This is a genomic window from Actinoplanes sp. HUAS TT8, from assembly GCF_051380535.1.
GTDB lineage: Bacteria > Actinomycetota > Actinomycetes > Mycobacteriales > Micromonosporaceae > Actinoplanes.
Genome location: NZ_CP195646.1, coordinates 791,646 through 812,673, shown reverse-complemented (window position 1 = coordinate 812,673; position 21,028 = coordinate 791,646). Strand labels below are relative to the sequence as shown.

Here is a 21,028-nt window from a genome sequence, read left to right as displayed (position 1 = left end):
CCCCCGAAGCAGCACCCAGCGCCTGTCCCGTCCCGTTCAGGAGCGCAGGATCACCACGCCGCGGGGTTCGAGAATCCCGTCCGGGCCGAGGTCGACCGGCTCGGACGTGCGGTTGATCAGGAACCGGTGGTCACCGCGCCGGGCCAGCTCCACCCGCCCGCGCAGCGGGGACGGCAGCTCACTGGTCACCCCCGCGGCGTCCAGCAGTGCGGGCAGCACCGTGGTCAGGCCGTCCGGGCCGAGCCGGGTGGAGACGTACGCCGCGGATCCGGCGCCCACCGCGCGCCGGGTGATCGCCGCACGTTCGGCCTGGTCACCGGTCTTGTACCGGGCGATGATCTCGACCTGCGGGTCGGTCACCTCGATCCGATCGGTCCACAGCGTGCCGGTCAGCCCGTTGTCCAGCTCGACGTCCTCCCCGTCGAGCAGCGGGGCGAACTCCTCGATCCGGATGCCCAGCACGTCGCGGAACGCGCCCGGGTAACCGCCCAGCCAGATCTGATCGTTGTGATCCACGATTCCGGAGAAGTACGTGGTGACCAGATGTCCCGTCGCCGCGTAGGACCGGACCCGCTCGGCCAGCTCGCCCGGCACCACGTGCAGGACCGGCGCGATCACCATCCGATAGCTCTCCCAGGCCGCCCCGACCGGCACGACGTCGGCCCGGATGCCGAGGTCGAGCAGCGCGGTGTACCAGTCGAGCGCCTCCTGCCGGTAACGCAGCCGATCGGTCGGGTGCGAGTCGTGCTCGGACACCCACCACGACTCCCAGTCGAACAGGATCGCCACGTCGGCCGGCACCCGGTCGCGGCCGGCCAGATCGGCCAGGTCGCGGAGCCGCCCGCCCAGCTCGGCGACCGAGCGGAACAGCGCGGTGTCCTCCCCCGCGTGCGGCAGCATCGCCGAGTGGTACTTCTCGGCACCGGCCCGGGACTGCCGCCACTGGAAGAAGCAGACCGCGTCGGCGCCGTGGGCCACGTGCGTGAGCGAGTCCCGGTGCAGCTCACCGGGCTTCTTGGCCACGTTGATGGGCTGCCAGTTGACCGCGCTGGTGGAGTGCTCCATCAGGAACCACGGCTTGCCGCCGGCCAGCCCACCGGTCAGGTTGGCCGAGAAGGACAGCTCGTCGCGGGACTGCGGGCCGGGCAGCACGTAGTGGTCGTTGGAGACGAAGTCCACCTCGGCGGCCCAGTCCGCGTAGTTCATGGTGTTCATCAGGCCCATCACCATGAAGTTGGTGGTGACCGGCACGTCCGGGCTGAGCTCGCGCAGCAGGTCCCGCTCGGCCCGCAGGTGGTCCTTGAGCGCGTCCGAGGAGAACCGCTTGAAGTCCAGGTTCTGGGTCGGGTTGGGGTGGGTGGCGGCCTGCCGGGGCGGGATGATCTGGTCCCAGTCGGAGTAGCGCTGCGACCAGAAGTCGGTGCCCCAGGCCTCGTTCAGCCCGTCCAGCGTGACGTAGCGGTCGCGCAGCCAGGTGCGGAACGCGGTCGCGGCGTCGTCCGAGTAGTCGTAGACGTTGTGGCAGCCCAGCTCGTTGTTGACGTGCCAGGCGACCACGGCCGGGTGCTTGCCGTACCGGGTGGCCAGGGCCCGGACCAGGCGCAGCGCGTGCGCCCGGAAGACCGGTGAGGTCGGCCGCCAGTGCTGACGGCCGCCCGGCCAGACCGTGTTGCCGAACTTGTCGACCGGCAGGATCTCCGGGTGCCGGGCGGTCAGCCACGGCGGCGGGGACGCGGTGGCGGTGGCCAGGTCGACCGCGATGCCACCGGCGTGCAGCAGGTCGATGACCTCGTCCAGCCAGGCGAAGTCGTACACCTCGGGCCGGGGTTGGATCCTGGCCCAGGAGAAGATCGCCAGCGAGACGATGGTGACTCCGGCCTCGCGCATCGCGCGGACGTCCTCGGCCCAGACCTCGCGCGGCCACTGCTCCGGGTTGTAGTCGGCACCGTACTCCAGGCGGGGCGCCCCGGCGCGGCGCAGCCAGCGCCGGGGCGTGTTGTCCGTTGTCATGAAATCGTGAAGCCCTGTTCCTGGCCGTACTTGACGGAGGCGTCTCCCCAGGCCTTCAAGCCGTCCTGGAGTGTGCTGCCGCCGGTGTAGGCCTTACCGACGGAGTCGTTGAAGACGTTGTTCGCGTAGACCTGGAACGGCAGGTAGGACCAGCCGGTGGCCACCTCGGCGGCGGCCTCGGCCAGGACCTCGTTGGCCTTCTGACCGCCCAGGTACGGGAACTCCTTGCTCTTGAAGGCGTCGGCGTTGAGCTGCGCGGTGGTCGCCGGGAAGGCGCCCTGGTCGGTGCGGCTCTGCGCGCCGTCGGTGACCGTGGCGTACTTCATGAAGCCGTACGCGATGGTCTTGTTCTGGCTGGCCTCGGTGACCGCGAGGGAACTGCCGCCGTTCTCCGAGGTGACCTTCTCGCCGGACGCCCACTGCGGCATCGGCGCGACCCGCCACTTGCCGGAGGCGGCCTTGACGCCGGACTCCAGGTTCGGCGGCATCCAGGCGCCGATGACCAGGCTGGCGATGGTGCCGTCGCCGAGACCCTTGTACCAGGCGTCGCTCCAGCCGGCGATCGGCGCGAGCAGCTTCTTGTCGATCAGGCCCTGCCAGAGGCCGGTGAACTTCTGGGTGCCGGCGTCGGCGAAGTTGACCCCGACGTTCGTCCCGTCGACCTTGTACGGCCGCCCGCCCGCCTGCCAGATCATGCTGGTGGTGAAGCCGGCGTCGCCGCTGTCACTGGTGATCCACGACTTCGGGTTGGCCGTGTGCAGCTTCTCGGCCGCGGCGGCGTACTCCTCCCACGTGGTCGGCACCTGGATGCCGTACTTGTCGAAGACCTCTTTGTTGTAGAACAGCGCCATCGGGCCGGAGTCCATCGGCAGGCCGTAGATCTTGTCGCCCGAGTGCACCGAGCTCCACGGGCCGGGGGTGAACGTGCCGTCCAGCGACTTGGCGCCGAACGTGTTCAGGTCGGTGACCGCCTTGGAGAGCGCGAACTGCGGCAGCGCGAAGTACTCGATCTGCGCCAGGTCGGGCACGCCGGTGCCGGCCTTGATGGCGTTCTGCAGCGCGGTGTACTGGTCGTTGCCGCTGCCGTTCTTGATCAGGTTGACCTTGACCTTCGGGTACTTGACCTGGAAGTCGGCGACCACCTTGGTCAGCGTGGGCTCCCAGGCCCACACCGTGATGCTGCCTCCGGCCTGCAGCGCCGATTCGACGTCGGCGTCGGAGACCGTGGTGGAGGCCGCCTTCGTGTCGTCGCCGCTGTCGTCGGAGGAGCTACAACCGGCGGCGAGAAGGGCCAAGGACGAGGCGGCGCCGAGAAGCAGGCGCCGGCGGGAGATTTCCATGCGCTTTCCTTTTTCTCCGAGGGGATTCACTGTTTGACGCTGCCCACCGCGAGGCCCGACTGCCAGTAACGCTGGAGCAGCAGGAAGGCGGCGATGAGCGGGACGATGGCCAGCAGGGACCCGGTGATGACCAGGTTGAAGACGACGTCGCCGCCGACCGTTTGCGCCTGCTGGTTCCAGCTGTAGATACCCAGCGTGATCGGGTAGAGGTTGCGGTCCTTCAGCATGATCAGCGGAAGGAAGAGGTTGTTCCAGGTCACCACGATGTTGAACAGCAACGCGGTGACCAGGCCGGGCGAGAGCAGCGGGACGGCCAGCTTGAAGAAGATGCGGAACTCGCCGGCGCCGTCGACCCGGGCCGATTCGAGGATCTCGTCCGGCACCGCGTCCCGGGCGAACACCCACATCAGGTAGAGGCTGAACGGGACCATCAGGGACGGGATGATCACCGCCCACACCGTGTCGGTGATGCCGGCCTTCGCGAACAGCAGGAACGTCGGCACGGCGAGGGCGGTCGGCGGAACCGCGACCGCGCCGAGGATCACGGCGAAGACGGCCCGGCGACCGGGGAAGGCGAACTTGGCCAGGCCGTACCCGGCCAGGGTGGAGAGCAGGGTGGCGCCGCCGGCCCCGACCACCACGTAGAAGACCGTGTTGCCGAGCCAGCGCAGGTAGATGCCGTCCTGGTAGGTGAAGACCTTGCCGATGTTGTCGAACAGCGCGAAGTCGCCCCCGAACCACAGCCCGAACGTGCCGAGCAGACTGTCCTGGGTCTTGGTCGCACTGATCACCAGCCAGGCCAGCGGCAGCAACGTGTAGATCAGCATGACGGTGGTGATCGCGGTGAGCGACCAGCTCTTGGTCGACTTCCGCGAGGCCGCGGCCGGTTGCGCCTTGCGGCGCGCCTGCGGGCGGATCGTGGGTGCGGAGACCATCACCCCGCCTTTCGTACGGCACGGGCCTGCACCAGGTAGGCCACGAGCATGGTGAGCAGCCCCATCACGACCGCGACAGTGGCGGAGTAGTTGAACTGCTGGCCGCCGACCGACAGCTGCCAGGCGTAGTAGTTCGGCGTGAAGTAGGTGAGGATCGCGTTGGGGGCGATCGTCCGCAGCACCACCGGCTCGGTGAAGAGCTGGAAGCTGCCGATGATCGAGAACATCGTGGTGATCAGCAGCGGGCCGCGCAGGGCGGGCAGCTTGATCGCCCGGATGATCCGGAGCTGGCCGGCTCCGTCGATCGCCGCCGCCTCGTAGAGCGAGGGGTCGACGACCCGCAGCGCCGCGTACAGGATGATCATGTTGTAGCCGACGAATTCCCAGGTGTTGATGTTGCCGATGGCGGCCAGGACCAGGTTCGGGGCGAGCGGGTCGGGCAGCGAGAGCCCGAACCAGTCGTTGAAGTAGCGGATCAGCCCGAACTGGTTGCCGTACATGAAGCCCCACATCAGGGTGGCCACCACGGCCGGCACCGCATAGGGCAGGAAGATCGAGACTCGGAAGAAGGACGAGCCGTAGAGCCGTCCGCTGTCGATCGCGAGCGCCACCAGCAGCGCCAGGAACAGCATGATCGGCACCTGCACGACCAGGAAGAGGCTCACCCGGCCGACCGCCGACCAGAACTGCGGATCCTCGATCGCCTTGGAGTAGTTGTCCAGGCCGACGAAGCTCGTGCCGCCGATCAGCTTGGTGCGGTAGAGGCTCAGGTAGAGCGAGTAGGCGATCGGCGCGAGGAAGACCAGCGCGAACACCGCAAGGAACGGGGCAACGAACTGCCATCCGATCCAGGACCGCCGTGTCAACGTGCCTCCTTACGTTCGTTGTTGATGTCGATGTTTACGTAAACATGTTTGACCGCGGTTGGAAATGTTTGCGTAAACATGTGTGCCGTATAGTGGCACGGGTCACCAGGGCGGTCAAGGAGTAACAGCATCGAAACACAGCGTCTTCGCGGCGGGTCCGACGTGCCCGGCGGGCGCCGCAAACAACGGGTGTCGATGGCCGACGTCGCCAAGCTGGCCGGGGTCTCCTCACAGACCGTCTCGCGGGTGGCCAACGGGCAGGCCGGCGTCGTCGAGTCGACCCGCGAGCAGGTCCTCGCGGCCATGCGCGAACTCGGGTATCGGCCGAACAGTGCGGCTCGCTCACTGCGGTACGGACGTTTCAACACGCTCGGGGTGATCCTCTTCGGACTCTCGTCGACGGGCAACAGCCGTACCGTCGAAGCCATCGCCACCCAGGCGGCGGCCGCGGGTTATGCGATCACGCTGATCCCGGTCGGCGTGCCCACTCAGGACAACGTGCTCGGGGCGTTCACCCGGATGGGCGAACTGGCGGTCGACGGCGTCATCGTGATCATCGAGGTGCACCTGCTGGACGCGGCGACCGTCGCGCTGCCGCCCGGCGTGCACGTGGTGGTCGTCGACTCGGATGCGGGAGAGCGTTATCCGGTGGTCGACACCGACCAGGCCGACGGGGCCCGGCAGGCCGTCCGGCACCTGCTGGAACTGGGACATCCGACCGTGTGGCACATCGCCGGGCCGGCCGAGTCGTACGCCGCCGAACGCCGCGCCCTGGCCTGGCGGACCGTCCTCGAGGAGGCCGGGCGGCCGGTGCCGGCGGTCGGGCGCGGGGACTGGTCGGCCGAGAGCGGCTACCGGGCCGGGCTCGACCTGCCCGACGAGTGCACGGCCGTGTTCGTGGCCAACGACCAGATGGCGCTGGGGGTGCTGCGGGCCCTCAACGAGCGGGGGCGGCGGGTGCCGGCCGACGTCAGCGTGGTCGGATTCGACGACATCGCCGACGCCTCGTCGTACCAGCCGCCGCTGACCACCGTGCATCAGGACTTCGCCGAGGTGGGGCGGCGGTGCGTGCAGGCGCTGCTGGAACAGATCAGCGCCGGGCCGGGCGGGCCGGGCACCGACCTGGTCCCCACGCACCTGGTCGTGCGGGGCAGCACGGCACCCCGGCTCACCGGCCTCAGCACCGGCTCATCCACCACCGTCGCGGGCGGGAGTGTCGGCTGACCGACCCTGCGGCGGGCGTGGAGCTGACAGGCTGGGGCCTACGCCAGATGAGAGGGGACAGTCGTGGACAGCACCACTCTGCTCGACAAGGCGAAGGCGGCGACCGACAGTGCCACGGTGGGCCGGGTCTTCGGGGAACCGATCGAGCGCGACGGGATCGTCCTGCTGCCGGTGGCCCACGTGAGCGCGGGCGGCGGCGGAGGTGGCGGCAGCGGCTTCACCCCGAAGTCCGAGGCCGACACCGACGCCGATGACCTGACCGACGGCCCGCCGGCGCAGGGCGAGGGTTCCGGCGCGGGCTATGGACTGAGCGCGAAGCCGGCCGGCGTCTTCATCCTCAAGGACGGCGAGGTGAGCTGGAAGCCGGCCCTCGACGTCAACAAGATCATCATCGGTGGGCAGGTGATCGCCGTGGTGGCGCTGCTGGTGGCCCGGTCGGTCCTGCGGCGCCACGCCAAGCGCCGCCGCTGACCGCGCGACCCGGCAACGGGCGGCGCCCGGGAGGCGGCGGCGCCCGGGAGGGATCACGGCTCGGGGTATCTCGCGAGGCGCAGGCGGTAGGAGAAGACGGCCAGGGTGCCGGCCGTGCACACGATCCAGACGACCGCGAAGTGGGCGAGGCCGCGCCACAGGTAACCGATGTCGGTCGCGTCCACCGCGTAGGTGCCGATCTCGCGCACCGACCAGAACGGCATCAGCTTGGCGGCCAGCCCGGCCGGATCGGCCAGCATCTGCACCGCGCAGACGCTGAGCAGGGCCAGCGCACCCTCCAGCTCGCGCGGCAGCAGGGCACCGACGAGAGCACCGAAGGGGGCCGCGACCAGGGCGGCCAGCAGCATGATCAGACCGGCCGCGAACGGGTGCGGAACGGTCTGGTCGGCGCTGACCAGCGCCCAGTAGCCGAGCGCGAGCACCGCCCCGGCCCCGCTCATGGCCAGCAGGCGTCCGCCGACCAGGCCGGCGACCGACGCGCCGTTGAGACGCAGGCGCGGGTCGACGCCGCGGGACGCGTTGACCACGAAGAGCGTGAGCGTGGACATGGACCAGCCGATGCCGAGCACCAGCATCCGGATCGACTGGCCGGCCAGGTCGCGCCGGACCAGGTAGAACCAGAGCGGCAGGGCGATCACCAGGAGTACGGCGGTGCGGCGCCGGCTCACCTCGCGGGCCGACAGGCCGGCCACCACCAGTGCGGTCATCGCTCCCCCAGATCCAGGACGTGGTCGACGTTCGTCAGGTCGTGCAGCAGGTGGGTGACGACGACCACGGCCCGGCCGGCGTCGCGCCAGGCGTGGACCTGGCGCCAGAAATCGACGTACGTTCCCTGATCGAACCCCTGATAGGGCTCGTCCAGCAGCAGCAGGTCGGGCGCGTGGAGCTCGCCCAGGACCAGGTTCAGTTTCTGCCGGGTGCCGCCGGAGAGCTGCTGGGCGCGCTGGTCGGGCTCGGGACGCCAGGCCAGCCTGGCCGCGAGGTGCGCGCCGGTGGAACGGGCGCGGCGCGGGACCACTCCGGCGGCGGCCCCGAACAGGGTGAAATGCTCGTCGGCGGTGAGCCAGCCGGCCGTGCCGCCGTCCTGCGGGACGTAGCCGACCCGGCGGGTGCGGCGGACCTCCCCGCTGTCCGGGCGGGTCAGGCCGGCGCAGATGCGCAGCAACGTCGACTTGCCGCAGCCGTTGGCGCCGACGACGGCGGCGACCTCTCCGCCCCGTACCGTCAAATTGATGTTGTGAAAGACGGCCCGGCGGCGGAATCGCTTGCCGACACCGGCCAGGCTGAGCAGCACCGGGCCGGCCGGATGACGCTCGGTGACGGCCGGGACGGCCAGCTCGGCGAGCAGGTGGCGGGCATAGAGGTGGGGCGGGCCGAAGAGGTCGGCCGGGTCGGTGGCGTTCTCGGCGGCCTGGGCCGAGGTGTCCTCGGTGAGGCGCCGGGCCCGGGGCTCGGGCACGCCGAGGCGGACCAGCTCGGCCTGGAATCGCATCGGCCAGGTCATCGTGTCTCCTCGATCGGGGCGAGCAGGGTGTCGACGCCGTCGCGGAAGCGGGTCCACTGCGCGGACTGCTCGTCGAGGACATTCCGGCCGGCCGGGGTGATCTCGTAATACTTCCGGCGGGGACCCGACTCGGACGGCGCCCAACTCGGCACCGCAAGTCCCTGCTCTTCGAGGCGGAGCAGCGCAGGATAGAGGGTGCCGCCGGGGACGTCGGCGACTCCGGCCGTGGCCAGGCGCTGGGCCAGGCCGTACCCGTAATCGGGTCGTTCGCGCAGCATGGCCAGCAGGCACAGATCGAGGAAGCCGTGCAGCCACGGCTTGGGCATCATGTAGTCAGGCTAACTGCTTAGCAGTCCGTCTACCTAGTGGGGTCGCTCCCGTCAGGTAACGGAAAAATAAAGTCGAAAAGGCGGTGCACAGATATGGGGGCGGCCGGCGTCGATGGTGGTGTGACCTTCGAGCAATTCGCGATGGCCCGCCTGCCCAGCCTGCTGCGCTATGCGATCGTCCTCACCGGCGACCGTCATCTCGCACAGGATGTCGTGCAGGAGGTGCTGGCCCGAGCCCACGTCAAGTGGCGGCGGATCAGCGGAGCAGACTCTCCGGAGGCGTACGTCCGGCGCATGGTGCTCAACGAGTACCTGTCCTGGCGGCGTTCCTGGGCGGTTCGCAACCTGCATCTGGCCGGAGAGCGACTGGTCGAGATCGACGACGCGCGGGGCGGGGTCCACGACCACGCCGACCGCATCGCCGAGTCCGACGAACTCTGGAACCGGCTGGCCACACTCGGGCGCAAGCAGCGTGCCGTGCTCGTACTCCGCTACTACGAGCAACTGGACGACGAAAGCATCGCGGATCTGCTCAACTGCTCACCGGCGACGGTGCGCAGCCAGGCCTCGAAGGCACTCCGCACGCTCCGGCTGGAGTCGGAGCGACAGTTACATCTTGTCGAGGAGAAGTCGTGATCGACCACGGTGACCGGCTGCGCGAAGCCTTCGAGAGCCGCGAGTCCCAGACCCCAGATCCGGCCGAGGTCTACGCCCGGGTCGTCGAACTTTCCAACAAGCACAAGTGGCGTCGTCGCGGCCTGACCGTCGCGGGCGGGACCGCGCTCGGCGCCGGTCTGATCGCCGCCGTGGTGAACCTGCCGGCCGTCCTCCCCGGCGGTCCGTCGGGCGGTACCGCGGCCACGGCACCCATCGTGGCCGCGGCTCCGGCCTCGCCGAGCGCGAGCCCGGACCCGGAGAAGGAGTGGAACGCCTACTGGGACGCCGGCTACGGCGGCTCCGAGGCGCAGGAACTGGCCAAGCTCTGGAACATGACCGGCCAGGACCTCGGCGCGGTCAAGGCCGAGGCGGGTCGCCGGCTGCTGGCCGGCGAGACCCTGCCGGTCCCGGTCGAGACCCCCGAGGCCATCCCGGCCTCGGTGACCAAGTTCTTCAGCGCCGGCTACAGCTACGAGGACGCGGTCAAGCTGGCCAAGCTGTGGAAGCTCAAGACGCCGTACGACGCCAAGGTCGCCGGTGGCGAGAAGCTGCTCGCCGGTAAGAAACTGCCGGTCAAGCCCAGCCCGGCCAACGTCCAGGACGCCAAGGAAGCCGCCCAGGTCGAGGCGTTCTTCAACGCCGGCTACACCATCGAGGACGCCACCAAGCTGTCCAAGCTGTGGCACCTGCCGACGGCGTACGACGCGAAGGTCGCCGGCGGCAAGAAGATCCTCGCGGGCCAGTCCCTGCCGTTCAAGCCGTGACCCCGAGGTTGCGCCGGCGCACCGGCTTCGAAATCGAGCTGATGGCCCCGCCCGGGGTCAGCCGGCGCACCCTCGCCATGGATCTGGCCGGACGCTGCGGGGGCAGCGTCCGGCCGGTGTGGCACCACGACAGCGAACCGTCCCTGGTCCCCGGCCTGGGACGGTTCCTGCACCTCACCCAGGGATTCGAGGTGCTGCGGCCGGACGGCACGCAGCTGTGCACCCTGGTCGACGACATCACCCTGACCGCCGGCCTCGACCCGAAAACGCCACCCATCCCCGGCTGGTTCCGGGTCCTCACCGACGACTCGCGGCTGCTGCGGCTGATCGCCCGCCACAGCGACCCCGGCGGCACCATCGGGACCGCCCTCGACGGCGTCGCCGAGCTGTGGGGCCGCAAGGTCCGGCGGCACGGAACGATCTTCCAGCTCAACGACGCGGCCGACGCCACGATCGCGCTCGCCTCCCCCCTCGGCGGGGAACGCGAACGGCCCTGCGAGATCGTCACCCCGCCGCTCACCGAGAACCACGGCGAAGCACTCGAAGAACTGCTCGGGCCGGCGCGGGACCTCGGATTCACCGTGCCCTACGAGGCGGCCGTGCACCTGCACGTGGACGGCGGACCGTTCCGGGCGCCGCACGCGCTGGCCAACCTGGTGCGACTCTTCGCCTACTGGCGCGAACCCCTGCGGGCGGTGCTTCGCACCAACCCGGCCTGCCGCCGGCTCGCCCCCCTGCCCGGGCCGCTGGTGGACGCGGTCAAAGGCATTTGCTCGTACGGCGATCTGCAGGCCGCCGCCGCGTCGGGCGAGTTGACGAAGTACTTCGACGTGAACCTGACCCAGCTGCTCACCACCACGCCCGTGCGCGACACCGTGGAGATCCGCATCCTGCCCGGGGCCATCACGGCCGGGCCGATCGTGGACCAGGCGGCCCTGGTCGAACTGCTGCTGGACCGCTGCCTCGACCCGACGCCGATCCCGGCCGGGGACGACGTGGAAGGGCTCCTCGAACTGGCCGCGGAGGCGTTGGCCGCGCGCGATTGAGATCCCTTTCCACTGGATCGGGTGATATAGCCATTACTGTCCGTTCGGGCCAGTGTGGAGGCACTTCGGGGCGGCCGAGACTGGACAGGTGACGTACCCGCCACAGCAGCCGCCCCTTCCACCGCCGCAGGATCCGTACGTCAGCTACCCGCCCACTCAGCCGTACACCGATCCGTACGGGCAAGCGGGTTCCGTCCCTGGCTATGCCGCATATGAACCGGGCGGCCGGCAGGCCCCGCCGCGCCGGCCGCTCTGGCCGTGGCTCGCCGCCGTCGCCGCGCTGTCACTCGCCCTGGTCGCCGGCGGCGGGTGGATCCTGTACGACCGGGTACTCCGGGAAGACTCCGGGGTGGCCGCGTGCAAATCCCTCGCCGCCGGAGAAAAAACCGGACCGGCAAGCAGCGGGGACGACACGCTGACCCGCGACGAATACCTGCGGATGCGGAAAATCTTCGCCGACTCCCACTACGCCGACCTGCGGGAACACGGCACCAAGCTGATGGACATCCTGTGGCAGGTCAGCCAGATCGGCACCGACAACGAGGCGGCGGCGATGGCCTACCTTCAGCCGCTTACGGAACATGTGAGCGGGCTGCAGTCGGCCTGCGCCGACCACGGTGTGATCATCGACCTGAAGCTGACCGACTGAGACCCCCGTTTCGATACCCCTAAGCCCACTCCCCCGGGCACACTCCCCCGGGTCGACACCCCTAGGCCCACGCCAGCGGGCCGACACTCCAGGCCAACACCCCGGGTCGGCCCCGGGCCGGCGCCTCCAGGCCCATACCAGCGGGCCGACACCCCAGGCCAACACCCCCGGGTCGGCGCCAGCGGGTCGGCGCCTCCTCGCCAGGATGCCGTTCCCGCCCGGCACCGGACCGGGCGGGAGCCGTGAACACCAGCTGACAGCGCTCGGCTGGTGCCCAGGGTCGTCCCAGCGCCCCCAGACAACCATCAGCACCAGCTGAAGCCGCCCAGCTGGCGCTGATGGCGCTTCTCCGAGCTCCAAACAGCCGCCAGCACCAGCTGGAGCCGCCCAGCTGGCACTCACGGTCGCCGCCAGGCCGAAAAACAGCCGCCAGCGCGGGACTGTACAAATAACGGTGTAACTCCGACAAAGGGGACACCGCGATGACGATGACAACAGCAGCGACGGACGGGCAGGTACCGGATAGCGCGGCCAGCCTGGCCGAGTTGGTCGATGACCAGCTGATCGCCCGGCTCGCGGGGCAGGCCCGGGCCCGGGGCGTGAGCCTGGTCGGCGAGGGTGGTTTGCTGCAGCAGTTGACCAAGCGGGTCCTGGAGGCCGCGTTGGATGGCGAGATGGACGCGCACCTGGGTTACGACAAACACGAGCGCGGCGGCGCCGCGGTGAGCGGTAACGCCCGCAACGGCCGCCGGTCGAAGACGGTGCTGACCGAGGCCGGCCCGGTGCAGCTGGATGTGCCCCGCGACCGCGATGCCTCGTTCGCGCCGCGGATCGTGGCCAAGCGTCAGCGCCGGCTGTCCGGGATCGATGACCTGGTCGTCTCGCTGACCGCGAAGGGCCTGACCACCGGTGAGGTTGCTGCACACCTGGCCGAGATCTACGGGGCCGACGTGTCGAAGGAGACCATCTCCACGATCACCGACCGGGTGCTGGACACGATGAGCGAATGGCAGAACCGGCCTCTGGACCGCGTCTACCCAGTCGTGTTCATCGATGCGATCAACGTCAAGATCCGGGACGGGCAGGTCGCGAACCGGCCGATCTACGTCGCTCTGGCGGTCAACGTCGAAGGCCGCCGCGACATCCTGGGTCTGTGGGCCGGCGAGCACGGCGACGGCGAAGGCGCCAAGTTCTGGTTGCGGGTGCTCACCGAGATCCGCAACCGCGGCACCCAGGACGTGTGCATCGCCGTGTGTGACGGCCTCAAGGGCCTGCCCGACGCCGTCGCGACCGTGTGGCCCAAGACGGTGGTCCAGACCTGCATCGTTCACCTGCTGCGCAACTCGTTCAAATACGCCTCCCGCAAGGATTGGGCCGCGATCGCCCGCGACCTGAAGCCGGTCTACACCGCCGCGACCGAGCAGGCCGCCCTCGACCGGTTCGCCGAGTTCGCCGCGACCTGGGAGAAGAAATACCCGGCGATCATCCGGCTCTGGACCAGCGCCTGGGCCGAAATGGTGCCGTTCCTCGCGTTCGACACCGAGATCCGCAGCATCATCTGCACCACGAACGCGATCGAGAGCCTCAACGCCCGGTTCCGCCGCGCCGTCAACGCCCGCGGCCACTTCCCGAACGAACAAGCCGCGATGAAAGTCCTCTACCTCACCGTGATCAGCCTGGACCCGACCGGGAAAGGCCAGAAACGCTGGTCAAACCGCTGGAAAGCCGCCCTCAACGCCTTCGAGATGACCTTCGACGGACGACTCTCCGCCCCACGCGCATAGACCAACATCACCGCGACAACAACGACACGAACAACATTCCCACCGTTAAGTTGACAGCCCCGCCAGCGCCAGCTGAGAGCGCTCGGCTGGCGGTAGCGGTCGCGTTGCCGCGCCCAAACAGCCATCAGCGCCAGCTGAGAGCGTTCGGCTGGTGGTGACGGTCGCGTTGCCGCGCCCGAACAGCCATCAGCGCCAGCTGAGAGCGTTTGGCTGCGGCGGGGGCGATGGGCGTGGGCTGCCGGCGGGGAGTTGATCTTGCGCGGCCGGCTGGTGGGTAGGGGCCCACCACCCTGGGGGGCCACCTCCTCTGCCGTAATTGTCTCAGGTGGGGGCTTGATCGTGTTCGGGGCTGTGGACAACGGGCTGGTGTGGATAACCGGGATCGGGGCCGGCCAGGGCAAACAGCGTGGCGGCGGTGACGTCATCGGCGGGCAGGAATGCTTCGAGGCGGAGTTCGGCCAGGGTGACGTCGGTGGCGGTGCCGAAGTGGGTCAGGGTGGTGATCAGGCGCAGGGTCCGGTGGGCGGTGCGGAGTTCGAGGGGTACGGCCAGGCCCAGGTAGGACGGTGCGGGCGGGGCGGGCGGTGGGACCAGCGTGGCGAGTTCGTCGGCCAGTCGGAGGAGGCGGGGTGTGGGGTTGCGGGCGCTTTCGGCTCGGACGGCTTCGAGGATGTGCCGGGACCATTCGGGCAGGTTGATGATGCGTGGCGCTACGCCGTCGGGGTGGAGCAGGAGCCGGGGGAGGTTGATCGGCGGGGTGAGCAGGTGCGGGGCCGCGCCCTGGGTGATCACCCGGAATGCGGGGTTGGCGGTGAGCAGGTCGCCGTGGCGGTCGACGATCACGGCCGGGTACGGCATGTGGCCGTGGAGGATCCGTTCCAGGGCCTGGCGGGCCGGGGCCAGGGTGGGCGAGTCGGGGGCGGACTCCGGGTAGGCCGGGGCGAATCCGGCGGCCAGCAGCAGTTCGTTGCGCTCGCGGATCGGGACGCTCAGGGACTCGGCCAAGCGGATGATCATCGAGCGGCCGGGGGTGGAGCGGCCGCTTTCGATGAAGCTGACGTGGCGTTGTGTGGTGCCGGCGCGGGCGGCGAGTTCGAGTTGGCTGACCCGTCGGCGGGTGCGCCAGGTACGCAGCGCGCGGTTCACGGTTTCCACGGCTCCTGTTTAGCGGCTTCCGTGCCGCGCCGCGATTCCCGGCAGGGAATCAGCGAGCAACACCGGTGCGAGCAACACCGGCGCGGGCAAGCGGCCCGGGCAAGCGGCCCGGGCAAGCGGCGGGCGGGCGACGGGCAGGCGAGGGATGCCGGCGATTCCTGGCGGGGAATTGCTGGGAGTGCGGGGGCCCGGCAGGGTCGGGGCATGGCTGAGAACGAACTCAAAGAGCTGGTCGATCGCTACGTGGCGATCTGGGGTGAGGGCGACGCGGAACGACGTCGCGAGGCCGTCCGGGAGTTGTGGGCCGAGGACGGGGTGCACGTACTGAAGCCGCCGGAGGAGTTGCGGGCGAGCAGCTCCGCGCTCGGCTTCGACGACTTCGTCCTGGAGGCCCGGGGGCACCGGGCGCTGGAGGTGAGGGTGGCCCGGGCGTACGAGGAGTTCGTGGCCTCGGGCACCTACGTGTTCCGGGCTCTCGGCGGCGCCGACCGGCTCCAGGATGTGGTCAAGTTCCGCTGGGAGATGGTGCCGCGGGCCGGTGGCGACGCGGCCGGGACGGGGCTGGAGGTGCTGCGGCTCGGGGCGGACGGGCGGATCACGCACGACTACCAGTTCATCGAGGCGTGAAGGGCGTCGGCGACCTCGGCGATCGAGCGCCCGTCGGTGTCGACGCGGTCGCCGACACCCGCGGCTTCGAGTGCGTGGGCGTCGCGGGCGGCCTGCTCGGCGACCTGATGCAGGTAAGCCGGTGAGCGGCCGAGCAGCGGGTCGCCCGGCTGGTTCCAGCCGCCCTCGCCCCGGCCTCGGCGCAGGATGCGGTCGGTCAGGGTGTCCGGGGTGGCGTGCAGGCGGCGGAGGGTGACCCGCGCTCCGGGTAGCGCGTCGGCGTAGGTGCGTACGGTCGTGTCGTCGGGTGCCGGGCCGACCATGACCAGGGCCTGCGCTCCGGCCTGCCGGTAGTTGGCCCACACGGCGGCGAGGTTCCGGGCGCGGATCTCGTGGGAGGCCGGCGTCGGTCCGCAGATCGCGAGCTGGTCCAGGTCGACGTAGGCGTTGGCGATCCCGTCCCGGAGCAGCCGGAGGTGGACCGGGAAGGCGGCGCTGGACTTGCCGGTACCGGTCGCCCCGCTGACCCAGAGAACGTCACCGCCCAGGTCCGAGGGCCGAGCATCGATGAGCCGGGGCGGGCCGTGGCCGGCTGGGGTGAGAGCCGGCCACCCGGTTCGCGTGAGGATCGCCTCGGCCGCCTCGGGCACGGTCCGGCCGGTCGTGTCGACGACGAGATCGGGAAAGGTGGCCGTGCTCAGGATCGCCGACTCGCGCAGCTGAGGGGCAAGGTTGTCGTCGTTCCCCTCGCGCCCGACGAAGCGCCGCGCCAGCGCGGTGTCATCGGCCGTGAGCAGGCAGACCGTCGGGTCGAGGCCGGCCGGTTCGTCCCGGTGGACGCCGCGCCGCGGGTCGACGCAGCCGGCGACGACGAGGCAGCGGGCACCGGCGGACCGGAAGCCGGCGATCACCCCGGCCAGGTTGCGGGCCTGCAGGCGGAAACGGCCGGGGTCGTCGGGCTGTTCGGGGTAGCACATGCCGAACTGGTCGATGTCGACGAAGCCGGCGGGGATCCCGGCCGCGACCACGCGGGACCAGAGCGCCCAGCCGGTCACGGACTTGCCGATCCCGGACGGGCCGCACAACCACAGGGTCTCCACGACCTGGATCCTCGTCCCGGCGGCGGCGGCCCGTCGAGGCGTTTTCCGTGGCGAGCGGTTGGGGCCGAGCGAGTCAGGCGTTCCCGGCGAGCTCGTCGAGCAGGTCCCGGGCGGCCGGGGCGATCCGCGGGGTCACGCCGAGGTCGGTCAGCAGTTCGGTGGCCGCGGCCATCTCCTCGCGACGGCGCACGGCGTGCTTCGAGGAGCCTTCGACCAGCCGGTCCAGTGTGGCCGCGTCGGCCTTGGTCAGCTCGGCGGCGATGTTGCCGCGCAGCCACTCCTCCAGCCCGGTGGCCCGGGCCGCGGTCAGCGCCTCGACCACCGCGGCGGCCAGGCCCTTGTAGAAGACGCTGCGCAGGAGTTTGCGGGTCGCGGCGGTGCCGACCGGGCCGTCCAGGACGGTCACGTCGGCGCCGAGGCCGCCGAGGATCTCGGCGAACCGGGGCGCGGCCGGGCCGGCCACGGTCATCGGGGTGCGCAGGCCTTTCCCGGGGACGGGCGACATCAGCGCGACATCGACGACGTCGACAGCGCCGGCTCCTTCCGTACCCAATAAGGCTTTTGATTGCGGTGTTGCGGTGTTCAGGTCGGCCCAGATGGTGCCGGGTGAGCAGGCCGGGAGGGCGGCGCGCAGGGCGTCGAGGGCGTCGGCGGCGCTGTTGACGCTGAGGACGACGCTCGCGCCGCGGCACGCGTCGGCGTCGCCGGAGGCAGCGATCACGCCGGGTGGTGGGGTGACGCGCGGGTCGAAGCCGCGGACGGTGGCACCGGCGGCGGCGAGATCGGTGGCGATCAGGTGACCGGCCTCGCCCAGGCCCAGCACGGCGATGATCATGGCGTTGTCTCCCGGGTATCTCGGAGCATCGACGAACTCAGCATCGCGAACCAGACGATTTCAGGTTGGCGACAGGATTGTCAACAATTGTTTCGGCTGGGTGGCTGACCTAGGGTGGTGCTGGCGACGACGCCCCTCGGGGACGTTGTTGACAATCATATCGGCGGACGGGACAGACGATGGGGAGCCGCAATGACCGATTCCACCCTGGTACTCACCGCGCACGTCGGTGACTTCGTCTGGCGCGCGGCGGGCGCGATCGCCCTGGCCACCTCGCGGGGCCGGCGCGTGGTGATCGGGTGCATGAGCTTCGGCGAGCGTGGCGAGTCGGCGTCGCTGTGGCGCAAGGGGTACAACCTCGACCAGGTCAAGGCCGTCCGCCGGCAGGAGGCCGAGGAGGCGGCCAAGGTGCTCGGCGCCGAGGTCCGGTTCTTCGACGCGAACGACTACCCGCTGGTCGAGACACCGGAGCTGCTGCAGGGCCTGATCGACCTGTACCGGGAGGTCCAGCCGGGCGTGGTGCTGACGCACGCGCCGGCCGATCCGTACAACGGTGACCACGCGTTCGCGCACCAGATCGCGCTCAAGGCCCGGGTGCTCGCGCAGGCGCCCGGGGTGGAGGGGCCGGGCGAGGTCATCGGCGCGCCGCCGGTGTTCTGCTTCGAGCCGCATCAGCCCGAGCAGTGCGGCTTCGTGCCGAACGTGCTGCTCGACGTCACCGAGGTGTGGGAGCGCAAGCGCGAGGCGATGCAGGTCCTGGCCGCGCAGAAGCACCTGCACGCGTACTACACCGAGCTCGGCGCCCGCCGCGGCCTGCAGGCGGCCCGCAACTCCGGGCCGAACCTGGGCCTGCCCAACGAGACCCGGGCCGAGGCCTACATGCGCATCTACCCGCAGGTCACGCAGGAGCTGTCATGAGCCGTCACGTGGTGGTCCGGGACTTCCCCCGGGTCGATCCCGACATTGCGCGCGGGCTGCAGGAGCAGGGCGCCTCGACCGTGCACGAGGCGGACGGGCGCCGCGGCGCGTTCCGGCCGGAGATAAAGCCCCTCCAGCAGGGCGCGCGCATCGCCGGCCCGGCGGTGACCGTCTCCTGCCATCCGGGCGACAACCTGATGATCCACGCGGCGGTGGAGACGGTCCGGCCCGGTGACGTCGTGGTCATCACCACCACCTCGCCGTCGACCGACGGCATGCTCGGTGACCTGCTGGCCACGTCGCTGCGGGCGCACGGCGCGATCGGCGTGATCATGGACGCCGGGGTGCGGGACGCGGCCGAGCTGCGGGAGATGGGCTTTCCGGTGTGGACGCGGGCGATCAGCCCGCAGGGGACGGTGAAGGCCAGCCCGGGAAGTGTGAACGTTCCGGTCACGGTCTGCGGTCAGGTGGTCAATCCGGGGGATGCGATCGTGGCTGACGACGACGGGATTGTCGTCATCCCGCGCGAAAGAGCCGCGGATGTCCTGAGAAAAGCGGCAGAACGCACCGCCAACGAATCGGACAAACGACTCAGATTGCAAGCCGGCGAGCTGGGCGTGGACATGTACAAGCTGCGGCCGCTCCTGGAGCAGCTGGGAGTGGAGTACCGATGACCGCGCCGGTTCCCGTTCTGGTGATGCGCGGCGGCACCTCCAAGGGCGCCTACTTCCGCGCCGAGGACCTGCCGGCCGACCCGGCCGAGCGGGACCGGCTGCTGCTGGCGATCATGGGCTCGCCCGATCCCCGGCAGATCGACGGCATCGGTGGCGGGCATCCGCTGACCAGCAAGGTCGCCGTGATCAGCCCCTCGGACGACCCGGAGGCGGACGTCGACTACCTGTTCCTGCAGGTCCAGGTCGACAAGCCGATCGTCAGCGCGGAACAGCCGTGCGGCAACATCCTGGCCGGCGTGGGCCCGTTCGCGATCGAGCGCGGTCTGGTCAAAGCTCACGATCAAAAAACGCCTGTTCGCGTACGGATGGTGAACACCGGCGCCCTGGCCGTCGTGACCGTGCCGACCCCGGACGGCCGCGTGCGCTACACCGGCGACACCGCGCTGAGCGGTGTGCCCGGCACGGCCGCCCGCCTGGAGGTGGAGTTCCGGGACACCGCCGGTTCGGTCGCGCCCGGCCTGCTGCCGACCGGCCGGGTCCTCGACGACCTGGACGGCGTGCCCGCCACCTGCGTCGACAACGGCATGCCGGTCGTCCTGATGAACGCCGGCGACCTGGGTGTCTCCGGCTACGAGTCCCCGGCCCAGCTGGAGGCGGACGGCGAGCTGCGGCGCCGGGTCGAGGAGCTGCGCCTGATCGCCGGCCGGCTGATGGGGCTGGGCGACGTCGCCGCCGCTACGGTGCCGAAGATGTGCCTGGTCGCGCCCCCGGCGCACGGTGGGGCGCTGAGCACCCGCATGTTCATCCCGCACCGGGTCCACGCCTCGATCGGGGTGCTGGCCGCGGTGAGTGTGGGGACCGCTGTTGCCGTACCGGGAAGCGTGTGTTTCTTGAATGATCTTCCGGAGACGATCCGGATCGAACATCCGACCGGCTTCTACGACGTGGTGATCGACGTCGAGGCGGCCGGCGATCGGATCACGGTCGGCCGCTCGGCCGTCGTGAGCACCGCGCGCCTGCTCCTGGAGGGGCAGGTCCACCCTCGTCAGGAGTCTGACCATGACTGAACGCCTTCGCGACGTCGCGCACGTCTCCGCGGTCGAGCTCTTCAGCCCGGTGCTGGACGACACCGTGCGATTCTTCACCGACCAGATGGCGATGGAGGTCGTGGATCGTCGTGGCGACAGCGTCTACCTGCACACCTGGGACGACTACGAGAAGTTCTCGCTCAAGGTGACCGCGGCGGACACGTCCGGGATCGGGCGCCTGTGGTTGCGCGCGCGCAGCCCGGAGGCCCTGGAGCGGCGGGTCGCGGCGATCGAGGCGGCCGGCCTCGGTGAGGGGTGGAGCAAGGACGAGCCCGCCTACGGGCCGGTCTACCACTTCACCGACCCGGACGGGCACCGGTTCGGCCTCTACTTCGAGACCCAGCGGTACGTCGCCTCGGACGAGAGCCGGCCGTCGCTGAAGAACCAGGCGGCCCGGTTCCCCGGCCGTGGCTCCAACGTGCGCCGGCTCGACCACGTCAACTTCCTGGCCCGGGACGTGCCGGAGAACGAGACGTTCCTGAGCGAGACGCTCAGCGGGCGGGCCAGCGAGCAGATCGTGCTGGACAACGGCGTGAAGGCCGCGGTCTGGTACACGTTCAGCGACAAGTCGTACGACGTCGTCTACACCCGCGACTGGACCGGCTCGAAGGGGCGGCTGCACCACATCGCGTTCGCCACCGACACCCGCGAGGACATCCTGCGGGCGGCCGACGTGTTCCTGGAGGCGGGTGTCCACATCGAGACCGGGCCGCACAAGCACGCCATCCAGCAGACGTTCTTCCTGTACGTCTACGAGCCCGGCGGCAACCGCATCGAGCTCTGCAACGCGGGGGCCCGTCTGCTGCTCGCCCCGGACCACGAGGTGGTCACCTGGACCGAGGCCGAGCGGGCCAAGGGCCAGGCCTGGGGGTTGAAGACCATCGAGACGTTCCACACGCACGGGACGCCGCCGGTCGCCGAATCGGAATGGGCCTGATATATATTCAGCACAATCGGTTTTCGATAAACGGGAACAATAGCCGATCGGCGGTCACCCGCGAGCGTTAATCGCGCGTTTTCCGCCGATATCCTGAGGGCCTGAAAAACAACGG

At 70.1% G+C, this 21,028-nt stretch carries 22 protein-coding genes; 12 read left to right on the top strand and 10 right to left on the bottom strand.

Annotation, left to right across the window (positions count from 1 at the left end):
* Positions 1–36 precede the first annotated feature (36 nt).
* The 4 genes from ACSHV8_RS03590 to ACSHV8_RS03575 form a co-directional block, all read right to left on the bottom strand.
* On the bottom strand, positions 37–2,010 hold the full coding sequence (locus tag ACSHV8_RS03590) for a beta-galactosidase (protein WP_436529317.1): 1,974 nt from the start codon (positions 2,008–2,010) through the stop codon (positions 37–39).
* Positions 2,007–3,182 carry an ABC transporter substrate-binding protein gene (locus tag ACSHV8_RS03585; protein WP_436529315.1) on the bottom strand — a complete coding sequence of 392 codons (1,176 nt, stop codon included), beginning with the start codon at positions 3,180–3,182 and terminating at the stop codon, positions 2,007–2,009. The genes ACSHV8_RS03590 and ACSHV8_RS03585 overlap by 4 nt, the downstream gene beginning before the upstream one ends.
* Before the next feature lie 194 nt (positions 3,183–3,376).
* On the bottom strand, positions 3,377–4,285 hold the full coding sequence (locus tag ACSHV8_RS03580) for a carbohydrate ABC transporter permease (protein ID WP_436529313.1): 909 nt from the start codon (positions 4,283–4,285) through the stop codon (positions 3,377–3,379).
* Positions 4,285–5,151 carry a carbohydrate ABC transporter permease gene (locus ACSHV8_RS03575; RefSeq protein WP_436529311.1) on the bottom strand — a complete coding sequence of 289 codons (867 nt, stop codon included), beginning with the start codon at positions 5,149–5,151 and terminating at the stop codon, positions 4,285–4,287. The genes ACSHV8_RS03580 and ACSHV8_RS03575 overlap by 1 nt, the downstream gene beginning before the upstream one ends.
* 195 nt (positions 5,152–5,346) lie before the next feature.
* Here ACSHV8_RS03575 and ACSHV8_RS03570 point away from each other — a divergent pair, with 195 nt between their 5' ends.
* Both ACSHV8_RS03570 and ACSHV8_RS03565 read left to right on the top strand, forming a co-directional pair.
* Entirely contained in the window at positions 5,347–6,375 is a 1,029-nt protein-coding gene (locus tag ACSHV8_RS03570) for a LacI family DNA-binding transcriptional regulator (RefSeq protein ID WP_436529309.1), read from the top strand.
* 63 nt (positions 6,376–6,438) lie between these two features.
* Positions 6,439–6,846, top strand: a complete 408-nt coding sequence (locus ACSHV8_RS03565) for a spore germination protein GerW family protein (RefSeq protein WP_436529307.1) — start codon at positions 6,439–6,441, stop codon at positions 6,844–6,846.
* Between the two features lie 53 nt (positions 6,847–6,899).
* Here ACSHV8_RS03565 and ACSHV8_RS03560 read toward each other — a convergent pair whose 3' ends face one another.
* The 3 genes from ACSHV8_RS03560 to ACSHV8_RS03550 are packed head-to-tail and all read right to left on the bottom strand — an operon-like array spanning position 6,900 to position 8,700.
* Positions 6,900–7,574 carry a hypothetical protein gene (locus ACSHV8_RS03560; protein ID WP_436529305.1) on the bottom strand — a complete coding sequence of 225 codons (675 nt, stop codon included), beginning with the start codon at positions 7,572–7,574 and terminating at the stop codon, positions 6,900–6,902.
* Positions 7,571–8,371, bottom strand: coding sequence for an ATP-binding cassette domain-containing protein (locus ACSHV8_RS03555; protein ID WP_436529303.1), 801 nt, complete (start codon positions 8,369–8,371; stop codon positions 7,571–7,573). Before ACSHV8_RS03555 ends, ACSHV8_RS03560 begins: the two co-directional genes overlap by 4 nt.
* Positions 8,368–8,700: a PadR family transcriptional regulator gene (locus ACSHV8_RS03550; RefSeq protein WP_436529301.1), complete on the bottom strand. Its 333-nt coding sequence runs from the start codon at positions 8,698–8,700 to the stop codon at positions 8,368–8,370. The genes ACSHV8_RS03555 and ACSHV8_RS03550 overlap by 4 nt, the downstream gene beginning before the upstream one ends.
* A gap of 120 nt (positions 8,701–8,820) precedes the next feature.
* Between ACSHV8_RS03550 and ACSHV8_RS03545 the strand changes: the two genes are divergently transcribed.
* The 5 genes from ACSHV8_RS03545 (at position 8,821) to ACSHV8_RS03525 (ending at position 13,600) form a co-directional block, all read left to right on the top strand.
* On the top strand, positions 8,821–9,336 hold the full coding sequence (locus ACSHV8_RS03545) for a SigE family RNA polymerase sigma factor (RefSeq protein ID WP_436529299.1): 516 nt from the start codon (positions 8,821–8,823) through the stop codon (positions 9,334–9,336).
* Complete coding sequence (locus ACSHV8_RS03540; RefSeq protein WP_436529297.1) at positions 9,333–10,121, top strand: hypothetical protein; 789 nt, start codon at positions 9,333–9,335, stop codon at positions 10,119–10,121. Before ACSHV8_RS03545 ends, ACSHV8_RS03540 begins: the two co-directional genes overlap by 4 nt.
* Entirely contained in the window at positions 10,118–11,167 is a 1,050-nt protein-coding gene (locus ACSHV8_RS03535) for an amidoligase family protein (protein ID WP_436529296.1), read from the top strand. The genes ACSHV8_RS03540 and ACSHV8_RS03535 overlap by 4 nt, the downstream gene beginning before the upstream one ends.
* A gap of 88 nt (positions 11,168–11,255) precedes the next feature.
* Positions 11,256–11,816 carry a hypothetical protein gene (locus ACSHV8_RS03530; RefSeq protein ID WP_436529295.1) on the top strand — a complete coding sequence of 187 codons (561 nt, stop codon included), beginning with the start codon at positions 11,256–11,258 and terminating at the stop codon, positions 11,814–11,816.
* Positions 11,817–12,298: 482 nt separating this feature from the next.
* Positions 12,299–13,600, top strand: coding sequence for an IS256 family transposase (locus ACSHV8_RS03525; protein ID WP_436529293.1), 1,302 nt, complete (start codon positions 12,299–12,301; stop codon positions 13,598–13,600).
* 321 nt (positions 13,601–13,921) lie between these two features.
* Here ACSHV8_RS03525 and ACSHV8_RS03520 read toward each other — a convergent pair whose 3' ends face one another.
* Complete coding sequence (locus ACSHV8_RS03520) at positions 13,922–14,755, bottom strand: helix-turn-helix domain-containing protein (RefSeq protein WP_436529292.1); 834 nt, start codon at positions 14,753–14,755, stop codon at positions 13,922–13,924.
* Between the two features lie 204 nt (positions 14,756–14,959).
* On the opposite strand from ACSHV8_RS03520, the gene ACSHV8_RS03515 reads away from it, so the two are divergent.
* Positions 14,960–15,382 carry a hypothetical protein gene (locus tag ACSHV8_RS03515; protein ID WP_436529290.1) on the top strand — a complete coding sequence of 141 codons (423 nt, stop codon included), beginning with the start codon at positions 14,960–14,962 and terminating at the stop codon, positions 15,380–15,382.
* On the opposite strand, the gene ACSHV8_RS03510 is transcribed toward ACSHV8_RS03515, so the two are convergent.
* Complete coding sequence (locus ACSHV8_RS03510; protein WP_436529289.1) at positions 15,361–16,461, bottom strand: hypothetical protein; 1,101 nt, start codon at positions 16,459–16,461, stop codon at positions 15,361–15,363. The genes ACSHV8_RS03515 and ACSHV8_RS03510 overlap by 22 nt on opposite strands.
* 73 nt (positions 16,462–16,534) lie before the next feature.
* Complete coding sequence (locus ACSHV8_RS03505; RefSeq protein ID WP_436529288.1) at positions 16,535–17,296, bottom strand: DUF1932 domain-containing protein; 762 nt, start codon at positions 17,294–17,296, stop codon at positions 16,535–16,537.
* 192 nt (positions 17,297–17,488) lie between these two features.
* Between ACSHV8_RS03505 and ACSHV8_RS03500 the strand changes: the two genes are divergently transcribed.
* From ACSHV8_RS03500 to ACSHV8_RS03485, 4 genes are read left to right on the top strand one after another with little or no spacing between them, the layout of a single operon-like run.
* Complete coding sequence (locus ACSHV8_RS03500; RefSeq protein ID WP_436529286.1) at positions 17,489–18,214, top strand: PIG-L deacetylase family protein; 726 nt, start codon at positions 17,489–17,491, stop codon at positions 18,212–18,214.
* The gene (locus tag ACSHV8_RS03495) at positions 18,211–18,888 is read left to right on the top strand and encodes a 4-carboxy-4-hydroxy-2-oxoadipate aldolase/oxaloacetate decarboxylase (protein WP_436529285.1); all 678 of its coding nucleotides are present in this window, start codon (positions 18,211–18,213) and stop codon (positions 18,886–18,888) included. Before ACSHV8_RS03500 ends, ACSHV8_RS03495 begins: the two co-directional genes overlap by 4 nt.
* On the top strand, positions 18,885–19,955 hold the full coding sequence (locus ACSHV8_RS03490) for a 4-oxalomesaconate tautomerase (protein ID WP_436529284.1): 1,071 nt from the start codon (positions 18,885–18,887) through the stop codon (positions 19,953–19,955). Before ACSHV8_RS03495 ends, ACSHV8_RS03490 begins: the two co-directional genes overlap by 4 nt.
* The gene (locus tag ACSHV8_RS03485) at positions 19,948–20,913 is read left to right on the top strand and encodes a VOC family protein (protein ID WP_436529283.1); all 966 of its coding nucleotides are present in this window, start codon (positions 19,948–19,950) and stop codon (positions 20,911–20,913) included. The genes ACSHV8_RS03490 and ACSHV8_RS03485 overlap by 8 nt, the downstream gene beginning before the upstream one ends.
* Positions 20,914–21,028 lie beyond the last annotated feature (115 nt).

Excerpts from the sequence above, each read along its gene's own strand:
- ACSHV8_RS03590 (WP_436529317.1), bottom strand. The coding sequence starts at position 2,010 with ATGACAACGGACAACACGCCCCGGCGCTGGCTGCGCCGCGCCGGGGCG.
- ACSHV8_RS03580 (WP_436529313.1), bottom strand. The coding sequence starts at position 4,285 with ATGGTCTCCGCACCCACGATCCGCCCGCAGGCGCGCCGCAAGGCGCAA.
- ACSHV8_RS03570 (WP_436529309.1), top strand. The coding sequence starts at position 5,347 with ATGGCCGACGTCGCCAAGCTGGCCGGGGTCTCCTCACAGACCGTCTCG.
- ACSHV8_RS03560 (WP_436529305.1), bottom strand. The coding sequence starts at position 7,574 with ATGACCGCACTGGTGGTGGCCGGCCTGTCGGCCCGCGAGGTGAGCCGG.
- ACSHV8_RS03555 (WP_436529303.1), bottom strand. The coding sequence starts at position 8,371 with ATGACCTGGCCGATGCGATTCCAGGCCGAGCTGGTCCGCCTCGGCGTG.
- ACSHV8_RS03550 (WP_436529301.1), bottom strand. The coding sequence starts at position 8,700 with ATGATGCCCAAGCCGTGGCTGCACGGCTTCCTCGATCTGTGCCTGCTG.
- ACSHV8_RS03525 (WP_436529293.1), top strand. The coding sequence starts at position 12,299 with ATGACGATGACAACAGCAGCGACGGACGGGCAGGTACCGGATAGCGCG.
- ACSHV8_RS03515 (WP_436529290.1), top strand. The coding sequence starts at position 14,960 with ATGGCTGAGAACGAACTCAAAGAGCTGGTCGATCGCTACGTGGCGATC.
- ACSHV8_RS03505 (WP_436529288.1), bottom strand. The coding sequence starts at position 17,296 with ATGATCATCGCCGTGCTGGGCCTGGGCGAGGCCGGTCACCTGATCGCC.
- ACSHV8_RS03500 (WP_436529286.1), top strand. The coding sequence starts at position 17,489 with ATGACCGATTCCACCCTGGTACTCACCGCGCACGTCGGTGACTTCGTC.
- ACSHV8_RS03495 (WP_436529285.1), top strand. The coding sequence starts at position 18,211 with ATGAGCCGTCACGTGGTGGTCCGGGACTTCCCCCGGGTCGATCCCGAC.
- ACSHV8_RS03490 (WP_436529284.1), top strand. The coding sequence starts at position 18,885 with ATGACCGCGCCGGTTCCCGTTCTGGTGATGCGCGGCGGCACCTCCAAG.
- ACSHV8_RS03485 (WP_436529283.1), top strand. The coding sequence starts at position 19,948 with ATGACTGAACGCCTTCGCGACGTCGCGCACGTCTCCGCGGTCGAGCTC.